Below are 16,498 nucleotides of genomic sequence, written 5' to 3' on the forward strand. Positions count from 1 at the left end.
TAGGAATTCCTATAAATAAAAAAAGCCATCTCGCTTGCGCGGATGGCTTTAATTTTGTGATGTAATTTAAAATTACTCAGCAGCAGGTGCTTCAACAGCAGCAGAATCAACAGCTACAGCAACAGTATCAACAGCTACAGAATCAACAGCTACAACAGTAGTGTCAGCAGCCATAGTTTCTTCAGCAGCAGCGTCAGATTTTTTACAAGATACAACAGTTAAAACAGCAACAACAGCTAAACTTAAAAATACTTTTTTCATCTTAATTTAATATAAAGGTTAATTATTAATTCGACGCAAAGATATAAAATATTTGATATGTAAATTTTTTTTTTGTTTTTTTTTTAAAATATTTTTGTTTTTTTTTATTTGCTCATTTTCACAGTCACAGTCCCTATTGATGAGGATTGTACAGTAGAATGTTTTTGGGAGAACTATTAATTTAGTACTGATCTATTTTCTGCTATAATAAAAGGAACTCTTTTTATGAAATAGAAGCGCTAGGTTTTTTAATTAATTGAGGGTAAATAAATTAGCTTTTCATAGCAGAGAATGCTGTTATGCTAGTCTCTGCTTTTTTATCGTTGCTTTTTATTTTTGAGAAACTATTCTTTAGTTAATGGTTAACCAAAACTATTCTTACAATAAATCAGGAACTCGTTTTGAACGATTATGAAGAATTATACGTCCGTCTAAATTAGCAATGGGAGTTCAATTTGAACGCTATTGAGCAATGTTTTTCATGATCATATTTGTTGCTGCTTTATTCATCTGAACAAAAGTGCTGTAGATATGACCTTTTTCGCTGCGGAAGTTGGCATCTACAATTAAGTCTTTAAAAGCAGCGTTTAATTGGGCTTTGTCAGAAACAGAGATGCATCCTCCCATATTAACTAAAGCAGTTGCTTCTGCAAAATGAGAATAATTTGGACCAATAACTATTGGAATTCCAAAAGTAGCGGGTTCCAGTAAGTTGTGTACGCCAGGATTGCCGAAACCACCACCTACAAAGGCGATATCTGCATAGCTATAGATTTTGACTGTGATTCTAACGGTATAGATGTTGGGGATTTTGATTTTATCAGTTTTACCGTTCGCCATTTTGAAATGGCCACTCGTCATTTTTTAAGAAAATTTTAAAAGCCGCCGTTATACATTTGCCTCATCAAAAAATAAAAAAACATAATAATGAAAACAGAAAAGAGTAGTGCGAAAAAGATAATATTGAGTTTCGCTGTAGGTGCGGTATTTGGAGTTGCCGGATATTATTTGCTTAAATACCTGTATTTGTTAATTTAAGTGGTCGAATTGGAATTCGCTCTATAGTTATGTTGGCTCTTGCTTTCACTATAACTGTCAAAATTAGCAATGCTATAAATAGGAATGTATCAATTAAAAGATGCTCTTAAGTAGAAGTTTCACAATCAATAAAACTTAATAAAATGAAAAATTTAAATTTTAAAACTATAGCTATACGCGTAGTACTGTTAATTATAGGAGTAATGCTTACCATTTTTATCGCAGGAGTGGTAGTTGGTATTAATGAAATTTTATAAATAATTGTAATCATGAAAAAAATACAAATAACTTTATTAGCATGTAGCTTTCTCTTGACGGTAAATACTTTTGCACAAGAAGGTAAATCCGTAACTTCAAAACTGGATACTAATTTATTGGCGTCTTCAAAAGAAGTATTGGATGAATTAGCTTCATTTGAAAAAGGGAATTATAAATATTCTGTTGAAGATTTTTTCGCCAAACCTAAGGCTAGAACATTTAGATTGTCGCCAAACGGGGAGTATATGTCCTATTTTGAAAAAGATGTAAATGGTAAAAGTCATGTTTATGTAAAAAACACCAAAACAAATGAAGTGACATTAGCTATTGAAGAGAAAAAAGAATTAATTAGAAGTTACGAATGGTTAAACAACACGCGCTTAGGGTATGTCATGGATAAAGGAGGGAATGAAAATAAACATATTTATTCGGCTAATATCGATGGAACTAACATATTAGATCTAACTCCTTTTGAGGGGGTGCAGGCCTCTATTTCTATGATTCTGAAGGAGCAAAAAGAATTTATTGTTGTTATGATGAATAAAGACAATCCGCAGGTAATGGAGCCTTATAAAATTAATATTACCACTGGAGTATTTGAAAAATTATATGCCAATGCAGATCTGAAAAATCCTATCGCGGTGTATAATTTTGATAAAGATGGGGTTTTAAAAGGTTTTGTGAAACAATTCAATAGTGTTGATTATCAATATTATTATAAAGCTGCAAATGATACTGAATTTAAATTAGTCAAAGAATTTGGTTCATCAGACACCTTTGGTGTGTTAAAATTTAATTATGCAAGTGAAAATCCTGACGATGCTTATGTTGTGACGAATTTGGATTCAGACAAGATGAAAATTGTTTTATATGATTTGAAGCAAAATAAAATATTGAAAGAAATATTTTCTAACGAAACCTATGACGCATCTATTTTTAGTTTATCTGAAAAAAGAAATTATGAATTAGATTATGTTGGTTTTAACGGAGAGAAGATTACGGTAATTCCATTGAGTAAGACTTTTAAAAAAATAAATAAAAGATTGTCTGCAGAATTTGGGAAGCAACAGTTTAGAATTGTTTCTCAAAATGACAATGAAGATAAAATGTTAATAATTGTTGATAGTGATAAAATATTTGGAAAATATTATCAATATGATGTTTTGACGGATAAAATTAATTTTATGTATGATTTAATGCCCAAATTAAAGGAAGATGAAATGGCGGTAATGCAACCGATAACTTTTAAAAGCAGAGATGGTTTGACCATACACGGATATATAACGTTACCAAAAGAGGCAATGCAAGGAAAAAAAGTTCCGTTAATCGTGAATCCGCACGGTGGTCCTCAAGGAGTAAGGGATTCATGGGGTTATAATCAAGAATCGCAATTGTTTGCCAGTCGGGGTTACGCCACCTTACATGTTAATTTTAGAATTTCAGGAGGGTATGGGAAAGAATTTTTGAAAGCAGGTTACAATCAAATTGGCCGAAAAGTGATGGAAGATATTGAAGATGGCGTTCAGTATGTACTACAAAAAGGCTGGGTAGACAAAAATAAAATTGCAATTTATGGAGCCAGTCATGGAGGATACGCCACTTTAATGGGATTAGTTAAGACTCCGGACTTGTATGCTTGTGGTGTCGATTATGTTGGTGTTTCTAGTATTGAAACATTCTTCTCTTCCTTTCCTGAGTACTGGAAGCCTTATAAAGAAGCAGTAAAAAAGATTTGGTATAATCTGGATAACGCTGAAGAAGCAAAAATTGCTAAGCAGGTGTCACCGTTGTATCAAGTCGATAAAATTACAAAGCCATTGTTCGTTATACAAGGCGCAAATGATCCAAGAGTAAAAATGGCAGAATCTGACCAAATCGTGACGGCATTAAGAACAAAAGGATTTGCGGTCCCTTACATGTTAAAGTATAACGAAGGACATGGGTTTGCAAGAGAGGAAAATCAAATCGAATTATATAAAACAATGATGGGTTTTTTCGCTCAACACTTAAACTAATTATTAAACCTTTATCTTTGGTAGAGTATAGCTTTGCCAAAGGTTTAATGTATTCAACCTAAACTTTTAAAAAGATGATACAAATTATGTTGTTTTTAGTTAATACCATTATTGAGTTTTTAGTTTATATTGTGAATGAAATTATTTAAAAGCTACTAACACCATTTTGTGAATTTGATGGGTTTCGTAATGTATAAAAGGATATGAAATTAAAAAAAAATATAGTAACAATAATTGTACTGATCGCTGTTGTTGTATGGATTGTTTTTATGATTGGGATTGTAAATGGGTATACTGATGAAATAAACGTTATCAAAAAATGAAATTAAATAAAAATATTAAATTCATATTTTATCAGTTTTTATTTTGGGGAGTAATTTTTGGGTTTACATTTTTACCACAAATTATTATTCCTAAAAGAAACGTTCTTAATTATGAAACGTGGCAGTTGTGCTTGGATTACTTTATGAATGTATTGTTTCTTATAGTGATATGCTTAGGGATTAGGCATGCTTTTAACAGTAGAATTAATCTCGTTGAGTTTAATGGGTGGGAACTTACTAAATTTATATTTCTTTTTATTTTAGCAGCTTTTTTATATTACTTAGTACTTAAGTCATACAATTATTTTGTTTTGACTTATGTTTATAAAAGGCCGGATGTGTTTAATCATCCCTCCCAAAAAATGAAAGCGCAAGTAGCTTTTGCTATTATCATGTGTTTCATTTTCTTTTTGTGGACATTGTTTTACACCGTATACAAGTCAACACTTCAGTTAAAAGATAATATTTTGGAAAGATCTTTACTCGAATCCACGCTGAAAGAATCTCAGCTTAATGCCTTAAAAGGTCAGATCAATCCACACTTTATGTTTAATAGTTTAAATAACATAAGAGGTTTGATTTTAGAAAATCCAGAAAAGTCTCGTGAAATGATTACTCGTTTGTCTGAAATGCTGCGGTATTCCTTGACCAAAAACAATATAAATACTATTGTTATGGAAGAAGAACTGGAAATGGTCGATAATTTTATTGCCATATCCAAAATTCAACTTGAAGACCGATTGCAGTATGTAAAAGAAATTCAAGCCGAAACCATTAAGCTTCAAATACCGCCGATGATTATTCAGCTACTGATTGAAAATGCGATCAAACATGGAGTTTCAAAATTAAAAGAAGGGGGCGAAGTCAGATTGAGTACTATTTTTGACGGTAATTTTTTAACCATTATGGTGCGCAATTCAGGGAAGTTGGTGCTGGGTGAAAATTCGACCCAACTTGGGATTAAAAACATCAAAGAAAGAATTTCTTTATTGTACGGTAAAGAAGCTTCTTTTACTTTGGAAGAAATAAAAAGTCATGTAATTGCAAAAATTAATATCCCAATTGTTTAATAGATAAAATGAGCATACCGAGGATTCTGTGCAAACACCGATTAAACCTATGCGAACTACTTATTCCACTACTAACAATATTTCCTATATATGAAAACTATTAAAGCTGTCATAGTTGAAGATTCGCGTTTGGCTAGAAATGAGCTAAAAGAATTGTTGAAAAACCATCCCGATATAGAAGTGATTGGCGAAGCTGAAAACGTTGATGTGGGGTATGCCTTAATCAATGAAACACAACCTGATCTGCTATTTTTGGACATCAATATGCCCGAAAAAGACGGTTTTGAATTGTTGGAAATGTTAGACAATGTTCCTATAACTATTTTTACAACTGCATTTGATGAATATGCCATAAAATCATTTGAATATAATGCCTTGGATTATTTGCTAAAACCTATAAATCCTGTGAGATTTGCAAAGGCTTTAGAAAAAGTAACAACTAAGGTTCAGGAAATCTCAGAAAAACGCATTGAAAAACTATCCCTTTCTAATCAAATATTTATTAAAGATGGAGAGAAATGCTGGTTAGTTAAAATTTCAGATATTTATTTGTTTGAAGTGGATGGTAATTATACCAAGGTGTTTTTTTTAAACGAAAAAGCAATGCTTAATAAATCATTAAATCAAATAGAAAAGAAATTGCCTGAAGCATTATTTTGTAGAGCCAATAGAAGCCAAATTATTAATATTGATTACATTTCTAAAATGGACGTTTGGTTCAGTGGAAATTTGTTGGCTCATTTGCATAATGATTCGAAGGTTGAAATTTCCAGAAGACAAGCATCTCATTTCAAGGAAAGGTTCAGTTTTTAATATAATTGATTATTATTCCCGTTGCCCCTTTATTCATCTGCACAAAGGTGCTGCAGATATGACCTTTTTCATTTCGGAAGCTATTGTCTATGATTAAATCTTTAAAGGCAGCAATTAATTCGGTTTTGTTAGATACAGAGATACAACCGCCCATATTGACTAAGGCGATTGCTTCGGCAAAATGAGAATAATTGGGTCCTATGATTATCGGAACTCCAAAAGTAGCGGGCTCCAGTAAGTTGTGTACGCCAGGGTTGCCAAAACCACCACCTACAAAGGCGATGTCTGCATAACTATAGATTTTAGTAAGAATACCAACAGTGTCAATAATAAACACATCAAAATCTGCAAGATTCTTACCCTTCATTTCTGAGAACAAGACTGTTTTTTTTATGATGCTGTTTTTCAACTGTTCAATTTCGTCGCTCTTGATGTTGTGAGGAGCGATAATGAATTTTACATCTAGTGTGTTTGTATTTATAAAATCTAGCAATAAGGCTTCGTCTTTTGGCCAGGAGCTTCCTACGACAATGGTTAGAGTATTGTTTTTAAATTGCGAAATATAATCTAAATCATTGTCTTTCTCTAAAATAGCGGCAACGCGGTCAAAGCGGGTGTCACCTGAAACGGCTACATTAGTTTTTCCTAATTGCTGTAGTAATTTTTTAGAGCCTTCGTTTTGTACAAAAAAGTAGGTAAAAGTGTCTAATGCTTTTCTATAAAAGCCTCCGTACCATTTAAAGAACATTTGTTCTTCTCTGAAAATTCCAGAGATTAAATAGGTAGGCGTTTTTGATTTATTCAGTTCATTTAAATAATTTAACCAATATTCATACTTGATAAAAAATACCATGTCGGGATGAACGAGGTCTAAAAATCGTTTTGCATTTTTTTTGGTGTCTAACGGTAAATACACGGTTGCGTCTGCAACGGTATTGTTTTTGCGGACTTCATATCCAGACGGAGAAAAAAAAGTGAGTACTATTTTATGTTGCGGATATTTTTCTTTAATTTTTTCTATTACCGGTAATCCTTGTTCATATTCGCCTAATGAGGCGGCATGAAACCAAATTGTTTTATCTGAAGGCTTTATTTTTTGTTCTAAAGTGGTGAAAACAATTTTTCTGCCATCAATAAAAAGCTTGATTTTTAAATTGAAAAGTGCAATGACGTTGAGCAATGAACCAGTAATTTGTATTACTGTGTTATAAAGAAAAAGCATACCAGAATTTTTATTTTGCTAAAATACAGTTTCTTTTGTTTATCATTTAAATCTTACTGCTTAAATTCATATTTTTGCAGATAAGAGTTTTAATAAAGTCTAAAATAATTACTTCAATTTATAAAAGCGCCACAGCTTAATAGTAAAATAGCAATTTGTCTATTTTGCTTGTTGTGGATCTTTTTTGAACGTAGAGATTAATTGGTTTAAATTAAATATAAATGAAAAAAATCCAAATGGTTGACCTAAAAAGTCAATACGAAAAAATAAAAGAAACGGTTAATGTTTCAATTCAAGAAGTTTTAGATACCAATACGTATATCAACGGACCACAGGTTCATCAATTCCAAAAATCATTAGAAGAATATCTTGATGTGAAGCATGTGATTCCTTGTGCAAATGGAACGGATGCTTTACAAATTGCGATGATGGGATTAGATTTACAACCCGGGGACGAGGTAATCACGGCTGATTTTACTTTTGCCGCAACAGTTGAGGTGATTGCTTTATTGCAACTGACTCCTGTTTTGGTCGATGTAGATTTGGTTAATATGAACATTTCTATCGATGCAATTAAGAAAGCAATTACGCCTAAAACAAAAGCAATAGTGCCTGTTCACTTATTTGGTAGAGCTGCTAATATGGAAGCTATTATGGCAATTGCTAAAGAACATAACCTATATGTAATTGAGGATAATGCGCAGGCTATTGGTGCTAATTGTAATTTTTCTGATGGAATTAAAAAGAAAGCCGGAACTATTGGACATGTAGCTTCAACTTCATTTTTCCCATCTAAAAATTTAGGATGTTATGGCGATGGAGGAGCAATTTTTACAAATGACGATGCATTGGCTCATAAACTTCGCGGAATTGTAAATCACGGAATGTATGAGCGCTATCATCATGATGTGGTAGGAGTAAATTCTCGTTTGGATAGTATTCAAGCAGCAGTTTTAAATGCAAAATTGCCTTTATTGGATCAATATAATAGCGCCAGACAGAATGCAGCACGCAAATATTCTGCAGCATTTGAAGGACATAAAAACATCATAGCGCCAAGTATTTGTGACATCTGTGACTGTCACGTTTTTCATCAATATACTTTGCGTATTGTAGATGCAGACAGAGATGGTTTGATGAAGCATTTGTTAAGCAAAGATATTCCCTGTGCAATCTATTACCCAATTCCACTGCATTCACAAAAAGCATATTTAGATGCAAGATACAAAGAGGAAGATTTTCCTGTAACTAATCTATTGGTAACAGAAGTGATTTCTCTTCCTATGCATACGGAATTAGATGACGAACAAATAAAATTCATAACAGACAGTGTTTTAGAATTTCTTAAATAAAAAAGTGTTAAATTAGTTTATAGATTAATAAATCAACAAAACGCTAAATCAACAAAAGATGAAAATACTAGTAACGGGAGGTTTGGGTTTTATAGGGTCTCATACGGTGGTCGAATTACAAAATGAAGGTTTTGAAGTAGTGATTGTAGATGATCTTTCTAATACTTCTTTAAAAGTGTTAGATGGTATCGATGCGATTACAGGGAAAATTCCGGCATTCGAAAAATTGGATCTAAGAGATAAGAATAAAGTACAGGATTTTTTTAAAAGACACCATGACATTTCAGGGGTAATTCATTTTGCAGCTTCAAAGGCGGTGGGTGAAAGCGTTGAAAATCCGTTGTTGTATTATGAAAATAATATTAATGCCTTGGTCTATGTGTTGCAGGAATTGCAGAAAATGACCGAAGCTAACTTTATTTTTAGTTCGTCTTGTACCGTTTATGGTCAAGCCGAAAAAATGCCAATTACGGAAGACGCGTCGATTCAAATAGCGGCGTCTCCTTATGGAAATACCAAGCAAATTGGAGAGGAAATTATCACTGATGTTGCCAAAGTAACTGATATAAATGCTATTTTATTACGCTATTTCAACCCGATAGGAGCGCATCCTTCAGCTGAAATTGGAGAATTACCTATTGGAGTACCTCAAAACTTGGTACCGTTTATTACACAAACCGGTTTTGGATTGCGAAAAGAACTTTCTGTCTACGGGGATGATTATCCTACACCTGATGGAACAGCAGTAAGGGATTATATTCACGTAGTTGATTTGGCGAAAGCCCATGTAATCGCTTTGCAACGATTATTAAATAAAAAAAATATCGCTAAAGTAGAAACATTTAACTTAGGTACAGGTACAGGAAGCTCAGTCTTGGAAGTTATCAAATCTTTCGAAAAAGTAAGCGGACAAAAATTGCCCTATAAAATTGTAGCTCGCAGAGAAGGAGATATTACTTCGGCTTATGCTAATACTGATAAAGCAAATACGGTTCTTGGATGGAAAGCACAATCTACTCTTGAAGAGGCGATGGCTAGTGCCTGGAAATGGGAACAGAAGATAAGAAGTAAAGAATAAGAAAATGGCTGCCAGTTGGCAGCCATTTTTTTGTAGATTATTTTTCAGCGTCTTCTTTCATTCTGTCGGCTTTCTTGTCCATTTTTTCAGCACCTTCTTTCATCGTTTTACTAATTTTAACTTTAGTAGAATCTAAGGCTGCACCAACTTTAACGGCTGCTGTATCTACAGCATCGCCCATTTCTGTACCTATTGCATCAGTTGCTTCACCTACTTGGTCTTTAGTTTCCTGTTTACATGATGTCATTAGGGCTAAAACAAAGGCTAAACTTAAAAGTACTTTTTTCATATTTTATATGGTTTAATAATTTACATTAATTGTTGGTTAAATGTACAATTTTTCAGATAACACAGCTGTTTAATTAAAAAGGAATCACTTTCCTGTTTTTGTTACTTATATGAAGTGAAAAATCTCCATAAACTTTCGCTTATGGAGATGGTATGTTTAAGTATAAATTGTAAAAACTGCTACCTGAAATTTAGGCGTTAGCTGTAACTGCTTCTTTATCGATTTTTCCAATCAACCCAGCTAATACTTTTCCAGGGCCAACTTCAGTAAATAAAGTAGCACCATCAGCAATCATTTGCTGTACAGACTGCGTCCATTTTACTGGAGCTGTCAATTGTATGATAAGGTTTTTCTTGATCTCTTCTGGAGATGAAACTGCAGTTGCAGTAACATTTTGATATACCGGGCAAATTGGAGTCGAGAAAGTAGTCGCTTCAATCGCTGCTGCTAGTTCTTCTCTTGCCGGTTCCATCATTGGCGAGTGAAATGCACCACCTACGGGTAATAATAAAGCGCGTTTTGCTCCAGCTTCTTTCATAGCAACACATGCTGCTTCAACAGCCGATGTTTCTCCCGAAATTACTAATTGTCCCGGGCAGTTGTAATTTGCAGCAACTACAACACCGTCAATAGAAGCGCAAACTTCTTCCACAATAGTGTCAGCAAGTCCTAGAACTGCCGCCATAGTAGAAGGTGTTATTTCGCATGCTTTTTGCATTGCTATAGCACGTTGTGAAACTAATTTTAATCCGTCTTCAAATGATAAAGCGCCATTAGCAACCAATGCCGAAAATTCTCCTAATGAATGTCCAGCAACCATTTCTGGTTTGAAATCATCACCTAAAGTTTTAGCTAAAATCACCGAATGTAAAAATACCGCTGGTTGCGTTACTTTAGTTTCTTTCAATTCTTCGGCAGTACCTTCAAACATAATGTCTGTGATACGGAAACCTAATATTTCGTTTGCTTTTTCAAATAAGTCCTTTGCTAATGCAGAGCTTTCATACAAGTCTTTGCCCATTCCTGTAAATTGTGCACCTTGACCTGGAAATACGTATGCTTTCATAAAAAGTTGTTTAAAGTTTAAGGTTTCAAGTTTCTCCAATAATTAAAATAAAACCGTCTGCAAAAATACTATTTTTTTTAGGAGCAGCAACTTTTGTTCTTCTAATCAACAATCTTCCTGCTGTACGCTGCAATCTTTATATCCTGAATTTGCTTCAGGATATAAAGGATTTTCACTTCCATCAGGGCTAAAGAGAAACAGTCGTTTTTCAATAAATAAAAAAAGCGTTGTGCTTATAACAACGCTTTTCTCACTAAAAATGGAAATATTTCCTGAGTAAGTGAGTATAAATTATAATTCGATTGATTTTATAATTTCTAACAACTGATTGTTTAAATCGGCATTAATGATTCCATTAGTCGTGTCAAAATTTTCATTGAAATTAGGTAACGAAAAACTTCCTTTTACCACAGCACCTTGAAAAGGGAAACGATTTTTTGCAATTTCTAAAACGGAACTTCCTCCTCTTGGCCCTGGTGATGTAGCTAATATTAGGGTTTGTTTGTCTTGAAATGTTTTAGCGTGAATTCTTGAAGTCCAATCAAAAATATTTTTAAATGCCGTAGAATAAGCACCGTTATGTTCTGCAAAAGAGATTACAAGTAAATCTGCGGTTCCAAGTTTAGTATAAAAATCTGTTGCTAAGGTTGGAATTCCAGTTGCTGCTTCTTTGTCTGTTGAGAAAATGGGCATTTCATAATCATTCAAATCTAAAACTTCTATTGAGGCATTTTCAAATTGTCCCGCAGCATAAGTAGCTAACTGCTTGTTAATAGAGTCTTTACTGGATGAAGCGCCAAAAGCGATAATTTTTTTCATGTTTATTTGTTTTTGTAATACGTTAATGCGCCCTAGGAGCATTTATTAATTGTATCTATAATTTTCTCCGTCGAAGAAGAGTCAATCTTGATCCAAGTCTTTTCTTTTGGTTGGAACCCACCTGGATTGTTTCTAACACAGTTTCCGGAGTGAATGCATTTTGCGGATTGCCACCACGGTAACCTCACCGTTTGTATATTATTTTGTAATGTCTTTTGCGCCCATAATTATAGCGTTGTATTAATTACAATGTTGTTTTTTAATAGTTTTGACACCGGACATTTTTCGGCGACATTTAATAATCGCTTTTTAATATCGTCTTCAATTTCTGTTGGAAAACTAATTGATCTTGAAATTGTTGTCGTGAGTTCAGGGTCACTTTCTTGGTAAAAGTTTAATGAAATATTTATTTCAGGAATATCCCATCCTTTTCGATCAATATACATTCTTAAAGTAGATAGCGTACATGATGCTAATGAGGCTAGGAGTGTAGAGTAAGGATCAGGACCAAGGTCTTTTCCTTCAATACTCTCAGGTTCATCCATAATAAGTTGGCCGTTTCTCCAAGTAATAGTGCACAAATACTTTTGAGTGCCTATGTGTCCCGTAATATCTTCGTCGAATACATTTTCCATGCTTTAATTTTTAAAATTATCCCTTTCGGGTTAGATTACAAAACATCTCTTAATTCAGGTGTTTTATCAAAAACGCTTTTAGCAAACGGACACAATGGAAGAATTGTTATACCTTTTTCACGACTAAATTTTACCGCTTCAAACACTAATTTTTTGCCAAAACCTTTTCCTTTGTTGCTGGGGTTTACTTCCGTGTGGTCGATGATCATTTTAGTTGCACCAGCAAAGACAAATGTCAATTTTGCTTCGGTTTTATTATCTACTTTTAAATATAAAGTACCCTTTTGATCATTGTGTTCTAATTCTATTACTTCAGTCATAATGGGGTTCAGATTAATGTTTCATTGGAATTTCCATTAATAAAAACTCGGCATCAGAAGCTGCTTTAATATCCAGAGAATTAACATCCCAAATTCCGAAACCGTCTCTAGTTTCTAATTCTTGACCGTTAATCGTCAGGCTACCAGAAAGTATAAAAGCATAAACACCATTTCCTTCTTTTTTCAAGTTGTAAGCTGCGGTTACTCCTTTGTCAAATTTACCCAAATGAAACCAAGCGTCCTGATGTATCCAAACGCCTTCATCTTCTGCATTAGGCGAAAGGATTTGTTGTAGTTTGTTTTTTCTTTCTTCGGGATTCAAAGAAATTTGTTGGTATCTCGGTGCTATATTTTGTTGGTTTGGAAAAACCCATATTTGCAACAATTTCGTTCTTTGGTCGTCGTTTGGATTAAATTCACTATGCTTCACTCCAGTTCCAGCACTCATGACTTGTACATCGCCATTTTTAATGATCTCCGTATTTCCCATGCTGTCTTTGTGCGCTAAATCTCCTTCCAGCGGAATGGTGATAATTTCCATGTTGTCGTGAGGATGTGTGCCAAAACCCATTCCTGCAGCAATTGTATCATCATTTAAAACGCGTAACGCTCCAAATTGTACCCGATCTGAATTGTACCAACTTCCAAAACTAAAACTATGGTAAGCATTTAACCATCCGTGATCTGCATGTCCTCTTGTATCTGCTTTATGTAATACTGTATTTTCCATGATGAATTAAATTTAGTGATTTTATACTACAAATTTACAAATAGTGTAGCGTGATCGCACTTAACCTAGATTAAGAAAATTAGTACTTAGTGTTGAGGGTAATAAGTGTTCAGTAAATAACTACTTAGTGGAGAGGTTTTAAAGATTGGGTATTTATAATAAATTTGCTTGATAGGTCTGCTACTAAAAAAGATTGAGTACTGGCCACTACTTTCTGAGCAACTTCGATTTCATCCTACTAAAGAATTCTGGAGTAACACCGATGTAGGAGGCAATTTGTTTTTGAGGTATTTTTTGAAGTAGCGTAGGGTATTTTATGCGAAATTTTTCAAAGCGCTCTTCTGCGGATAAACTTAGATTATCCATGAGGCGTTCTTGGTTCGCAACCAAGGAGTTTTCAGTCAGGATTCTGAAAAAACGTTCTAGTTTTGGGATTTCGGTATATAATAGTTCTTGGTTTTCTTTAGAAAGCATAACGATTTCGGCATCTTCTAAAACTTCAATGAATAGATTGCCCGGTTTTTGTGAAATTAAGCTATACATGTCGCCAATCCACCAGCCTTCGCAGGCGAAAGTTAAAATGTGTTCGACTATATTATCGTTGATATTGAAACTTCTCAAGATTCCCGAATTCACAAAATAGGAATGTTTGCAAATTTGTCCAGAATTCAATAGAATAGTTTTTGCTTTAAAAGTATGAGTCTCAGTTTTAGAGAGAAACAGCAGTTGCTCTTTTGGAGTAAGTGCAATGTGTTTGCTGATATTTTGAATGATTAGCGACACTATTTTTGCTGAGTTTTCTTTTCTTCAGGAAGTAATTTGAATGATGAAGCTACAAAACGATTGTTTTTTATTTCACCCACAACGGCTGCTTTTCTAACAGTAACACAAAAACCATCATTAGCGTGAGCATCACCATGAGAATCGATGGCAGTACCATCTACAAAATATGATTTTCCGTCTATGCGCACTGCTAAGTCACATCCTTTTTTTTTCATTCCAAATTGACATTGGCCACAGGAAGCTTCAACAATTTGAGATTTTGATTCTTCTTTGTTTTCTTGAGCACTTACTATGGCTGTAACGAATAAAAATGTTGCTAAAAGTATTTTTTTCATGATTACGAATTTACTTTAATTAAGGCTGCAGCTGCTTTTGCTCTTTCGACAATTTCTTCGATTGGGGTTTGTAATGCGTCATTGACTAATGCAACTCCCATTCTGCGATACGGTCGTGAAGAGGGTTTGCCAAAGAGTCTAAAATCAGTTTTAGGGAGACAGGCAATTTGTTCTAATCCGGTGAATGTGGGGTTTGAACTATTTTCTGAAGCTGAAATTACCGCACTGGCAGCTGCTTTTTCTAGGGTAATTTCGAATATAGGTAAGCTTAAAATAGCACGTAAATGCAATTCAAACTCATTAAAGTTTTGTGTTCCTGCTAGCGTTACCATTCCTGTATCATGTGGGCGAGGGGACAATTCAGAGAAATAAACGCCATCATCAGCCAAGAAAAATTCTACCCCAAAAAGACCTGCTCCACCAAGAGCTTCAGTCACTTTTTCGGCCATATCTTGTGCTTCATACAAGTCCTTATCTAAAATTCTGGCGGGTTGCCAGCTTTCTTGGTAATCGCCACGTTCTTGACGGTGACCAATGGGTGCACAAAATAAAGTTGGATTATTATTTTGAACAACGGTTAACAAGGTAATCTCCGAATTGAATTTGACAAAAGCTTCAACAATCACTTCTACAACATCTCCTCTTGATCCTTCCACGGCATAGTTCCAAGCTTTCTCGATGTCAGCTTCTGTTTTTATAGTCGATTGTCCTTTTCCTGAGGAAGACATTAATGGTTTTACCACACAAGGCATCCCAACGGCTTCGACTCCTTTTTGCAATTCTTCGGCAGTAGTGGCGTAGCGATAATTGGCAGTTTTTAAGCCCAGTTCTTTGGCAGCGAGATCCCGAATGGCTTTACGGTTCATAGTAAAGTTGGCCGCTTTTGCAGAGGGAACTACAGTGATCCCTTGTTTTTCGTAATCGTAAAAACGTTCAGTACGAATAGCTTCTATTTCAGGAACAATAAAATCAGGTTTGTGTTTTGCTACAATACGATCGAGTTCTACTCCATCAAGCATATTAATAATTTCAAAACCATGTGCAACTTGCATGGCGGGTGCGTTTTCATAGCTGTCAACAGCAATTATGGTTTGCCCGATGCGTTGCGCTGCGATTGCAAATTCTTTTCCTAATTCACCTGAACCTAGCAATAGTATTTTCATGTTTTTGTTGTCTTTATTGAAATGTAAAAATACTGAATTGCTTTTTTTGGTGACCGCAAATTCGCAAATTATTTTGAGAAAAATGGTTGGAATTTAAAGGAACTCATTTTGTGCCGCAAAGTCGGGAGACATTTGCGGAGCAGCTACACTTTGCGGAGCTTGGTAGAATTGGATCATTTTTAGAGCACTGTTTGCGTGAGGGATAGTAGCGGCATCCTTTTATGTAGCGGAGCGGAATAAAAGATACAGCGAATAGCCCGACCCTTTTGGGACACGCCTAAAAAAAATCCCTCACGAAATCTCTTAAGGGATTTTAACAACTATTTTAAGATATATAAGTATGTATGGTAGCTTAATTATTTAAGTTTAGTTTCATTAAAATAGCTTTAATGCTACTTAATTGTTTTGTAAGAAGTGCTTTTTGACTAGCTTGTAATTCCTCTTTCTTTAAGGCCTCTTCGTATTTTTCAATCGCAGCTTCTTCACCAGTAATACAAGCATTAACTATAGCCTCAGTATCACCACTTGTAAAAGTTGATTTGAAGTCAATCCAAGCACGGTGTAAAGTGCTTAATACTCCACCTCCAGCGGTATCAGTAGATTTCCCTAATCTGTTAATTTCATCTTGTAGTTCTACAATAAATAAGGCGCGTTCTCGTGCATATTGTATAAAATCACTTTTAATGGCTGAGTTTTCTATATGCTCAGCGGCATTGGTATACCCAAGTTTTCCGTCTTCAAGAATAGCAATTAATTCATCTAATGTACTAACAATTTCTGTTCTGTTTTCATCTGTATTTGTCATGATATTTGTTTTTAAGTATATGTATAATACAAAGATGGGAATAGAATCCATTTATTGTTTTACAACATTTCTATCCTTTTTTATAAAATTGTGGAATCAAGATTTTATAGATTATTTTTTTTA

At 34.3% G+C, this 16,498-nt stretch carries 17 protein-coding genes and 2 pseudogenes; 5 read left to right on the forward strand and 14 right to left on the reverse strand.

All coding sequences use genetic code 11. From position 1 onward, the window contains the following. Positions 1–72 precede the first annotated feature (72 nt). Entirely contained in the window at positions 73–261 is a 189-nt protein-coding gene (locus QO200_RS02140) for a hypothetical protein (RefSeq protein ID WP_339918861.1), read from the reverse strand. Between the two features lie 462 nt (positions 262–723). Beyond that, positions 724–1,062: pseudogene (locus QO200_RS02145) on the reverse strand (3-deoxy-D-manno-octulosonic acid transferase); the annotation flags it as partial. A gap of 506 nt (positions 1,063–1,568) precedes the next feature. Between QO200_RS02145 and QO200_RS02150 the strand changes: the two are divergent. The 3 genes from QO200_RS02150 (at position 1,569) to QO200_RS02160 (ending at position 5,778) form a co-directional block, all read left to right on the forward strand. Then, positions 1,569–3,572 carry an alpha/beta hydrolase family protein gene (locus tag QO200_RS02150; protein WP_371535758.1) on the forward strand — a complete coding sequence of 668 codons (2,004 nt, stop codon included), beginning with the start codon at positions 1,569–1,571 and terminating at the stop codon, positions 3,570–3,572. 319 nt (positions 3,573–3,891) lie between these two features. Then, positions 3,892–4,965 carry a sensor histidine kinase gene (locus tag QO200_RS02155; RefSeq protein ID WP_371535761.1) on the forward strand — a complete coding sequence of 358 codons (1,074 nt, stop codon included), beginning with the start codon at positions 3,892–3,894 and terminating at the stop codon, positions 4,963–4,965. A 90-nt stretch (positions 4,966–5,055) separates the two neighbouring features. After that, positions 5,056–5,778 carry a LytR/AlgR family response regulator transcription factor gene (locus QO200_RS02160; protein WP_371535764.1) on the forward strand — a complete coding sequence of 241 codons (723 nt, stop codon included), beginning with the start codon at positions 5,056–5,058 and terminating at the stop codon, positions 5,776–5,778. On the opposite strand, the gene QO200_RS02165 is transcribed toward QO200_RS02160, so the two are convergent. Then, the gene (locus QO200_RS02165; RefSeq protein ID WP_371535767.1) at positions 5,768–7,000 is read right to left on the reverse strand and encodes a 3-deoxy-D-manno-octulosonic acid transferase; all 1,233 of its coding nucleotides are present in this window, start codon (positions 6,998–7,000) and stop codon (positions 5,768–5,770) included. The genes QO200_RS02160 and QO200_RS02165 overlap by 11 nt on opposite strands. Before the next feature lie 221 nt (positions 7,001–7,221). Between QO200_RS02165 and QO200_RS02170 the strand changes: the two genes are divergently transcribed. Together QO200_RS02170 and galE are read left to right on the forward strand one after the other, a co-directional pair. Beyond that, a complete protein-coding gene (locus tag QO200_RS02170) occupies positions 7,222–8,352 on the forward strand; it encodes a DegT/DnrJ/EryC1/StrS family aminotransferase (RefSeq protein WP_371535769.1) in 1,131 nt (376 codons plus the stop codon). Between the two features lie 58 nt (positions 8,353–8,410). Beyond that, a complete protein-coding gene (gene galE, locus QO200_RS02175; protein ID WP_371535772.1) occupies positions 8,411–9,430 on the forward strand; it encodes a UDP-glucose 4-epimerase GalE in 1,020 nt (339 codons plus the stop codon). 37 nt (positions 9,431–9,467) lie between these two features. Here the strand turns inward: galE and QO200_RS02180 are convergent, their stop codons facing one another. The 11 genes and pseudogenes from QO200_RS02180 to QO200_RS02230 all read right to left on the reverse strand — a co-directional run bounded on the left by QO200_RS02180 (position 9,468) and on the right by QO200_RS02230 (position 16,375). Continuing rightward, positions 9,468–9,719, reverse strand: a complete 252-nt coding sequence (locus QO200_RS02180; protein ID WP_371535775.1) for a hypothetical protein — start codon at positions 9,717–9,719, stop codon at positions 9,468–9,470. Between the two features lie 190 nt (positions 9,720–9,909). Then, complete coding sequence (gene fabD, locus QO200_RS02185) at positions 9,910–10,785, reverse strand: ACP S-malonyltransferase (protein WP_371535778.1); 876 nt, start codon at positions 10,783–10,785, stop codon at positions 9,910–9,912. 291 nt (positions 10,786–11,076) lie between these two features. After that, complete coding sequence (locus tag QO200_RS02190) at positions 11,077–11,604, reverse strand: NADPH-dependent FMN reductase (protein ID WP_371535780.1); 528 nt, start codon at positions 11,602–11,604, stop codon at positions 11,077–11,079. Positions 11,605–11,636: 32 nt separating this feature from the next. Beyond that, a complete protein-coding gene (locus QO200_RS02195) occupies positions 11,637–11,792 on the reverse strand; it encodes a (4Fe-4S)-binding protein (RefSeq protein ID WP_371535782.1) in 156 nt (51 codons plus the stop codon). 39 nt (positions 11,793–11,831) lie between these two features. Next, a complete protein-coding gene (locus tag QO200_RS02200) occupies positions 11,832–12,239 on the reverse strand; it encodes an OsmC family protein (RefSeq protein ID WP_371535785.1) in 408 nt (135 codons plus the stop codon). Positions 12,240–12,274: 35 nt separating this feature from the next. Further along, the gene (locus QO200_RS02205) at positions 12,275–12,559 is read right to left on the reverse strand and encodes a GNAT family N-acetyltransferase (protein ID WP_371535787.1); all 285 of its coding nucleotides are present in this window, start codon (positions 12,557–12,559) and stop codon (positions 12,275–12,277) included. Positions 12,560–12,572: 13 nt separating this feature from the next. Next, on the reverse strand, positions 12,573–13,289 hold the full coding sequence (locus QO200_RS02210) for a pirin family protein (RefSeq protein WP_371535789.1): 717 nt from the start codon (positions 13,287–13,289) through the stop codon (positions 12,573–12,575). A gap of 207 nt (positions 13,290–13,496) precedes the next feature. Continuing rightward, a complete protein-coding gene (locus tag QO200_RS02215; RefSeq protein WP_371535792.1) occupies positions 13,497–14,072 on the reverse strand; it encodes a Crp/Fnr family transcriptional regulator in 576 nt (191 codons plus the stop codon). Beyond that, the gene (locus QO200_RS02220) at positions 14,072–14,407 is read right to left on the reverse strand and encodes a DUF6370 family protein (RefSeq protein WP_371535795.1); all 336 of its coding nucleotides are present in this window, start codon (positions 14,405–14,407) and stop codon (positions 14,072–14,074) included. The genes QO200_RS02215 and QO200_RS02220 overlap by 1 nt, the downstream gene beginning before the upstream one ends. Before the next feature lie 2 nt (positions 14,408–14,409). Next, positions 14,410–15,573, reverse strand: a pseudogene (gene purT / locus QO200_RS02225) (formate-dependent phosphoribosylglycinamide formyltransferase); the annotation flags it as partial. Positions 15,574–15,922: 349 nt separating this feature from the next. Beyond that, positions 15,923–16,375, reverse strand: a complete 453-nt coding sequence (locus tag QO200_RS02230) for a PA2169 family four-helix-bundle protein (RefSeq protein ID WP_371535798.1) — start codon at positions 16,373–16,375, stop codon at positions 15,923–15,925. Between the last annotated feature and the right edge of the window lie 123 nt (positions 16,376–16,498).

Source organism: Flavobacterium sp. Arc3 (genome assembly GCF_041431375.1).
Lineage (GTDB): Bacteria > Bacteroidota > Bacteroidia > Flavobacteriales > Flavobacteriaceae > Flavobacterium.

Coding starts and splice junctions, on each gene's coding strand:
- QO200_RS02140 (WP_339918861.1), bottom strand. CDS start 261: ATGAAAAAAGTATTTTTAAGTTTAGCTGTTGTTGCTGTTTTAACTGTT.
- QO200_RS02150 (WP_371535758.1), top strand. CDS start 1,569: ATGAAAAAAATACAAATAACTTTATTAGCATGTAGCTTTCTCTTGACG.
- QO200_RS02155 (WP_371535761.1), top strand. CDS start 3,892: ATGAAATTAAATAAAAATATTAAATTCATATTTTATCAGTTTTTATTT.
- QO200_RS02160 (WP_371535764.1), top strand. CDS start 5,056: ATGAAAACTATTAAAGCTGTCATAGTTGAAGATTCGCGTTTGGCTAGA.
- QO200_RS02165 (WP_371535767.1), bottom strand. CDS start 7,000: ATGCTTTTTCTTTATAACACAGTAATACAAATTACTGGTTCATTGCTC.
- QO200_RS02170 (WP_371535769.1), top strand. CDS start 7,222: ATGAAAAAAATCCAAATGGTTGACCTAAAAAGTCAATACGAAAAAATA.
- galE (WP_371535772.1), top strand. CDS start 8,411: ATGAAAATACTAGTAACGGGAGGTTTGGGTTTTATAGGGTCTCATACG.
- QO200_RS02180 (WP_371535775.1), bottom strand. CDS start 9,719: ATGAAAAAAGTACTTTTAAGTTTAGCCTTTGTTTTAGCCCTAATGACA.
- fabD (WP_371535778.1), bottom strand. CDS start 10,785: ATGAAAGCATACGTATTTCCAGGTCAAGGTGCACAATTTACAGGAATG.
- QO200_RS02190 (WP_371535780.1), bottom strand. CDS start 11,604: ATGAAAAAAATTATCGCTTTTGGCGCTTCATCCAGTAAAGACTCTATT.
- QO200_RS02200 (WP_371535785.1), bottom strand. CDS start 12,239: ATGGAAAATGTATTCGACGAAGATATTACGGGACACATAGGCACTCAA.
- QO200_RS02205 (WP_371535787.1), bottom strand. CDS start 12,559: ATGACTGAAGTAATAGAATTAGAACACAATGATCAAAAGGGTACTTTA.
- QO200_RS02210 (WP_371535789.1), bottom strand. CDS start 13,289: ATGGAAAATACAGTATTACATAAAGCAGATACAAGAGGACATGCAGAT.
- QO200_RS02220 (WP_371535795.1), bottom strand. CDS start 14,407: ATGAAAAAAATACTTTTAGCAACATTTTTATTCGTTACAGCCATAGTA.
- QO200_RS02230 (WP_371535798.1), bottom strand. CDS start 16,375: ATGACAAATACAGATGAAAACAGAACAGAAATTGTTAGTACATTAGAT.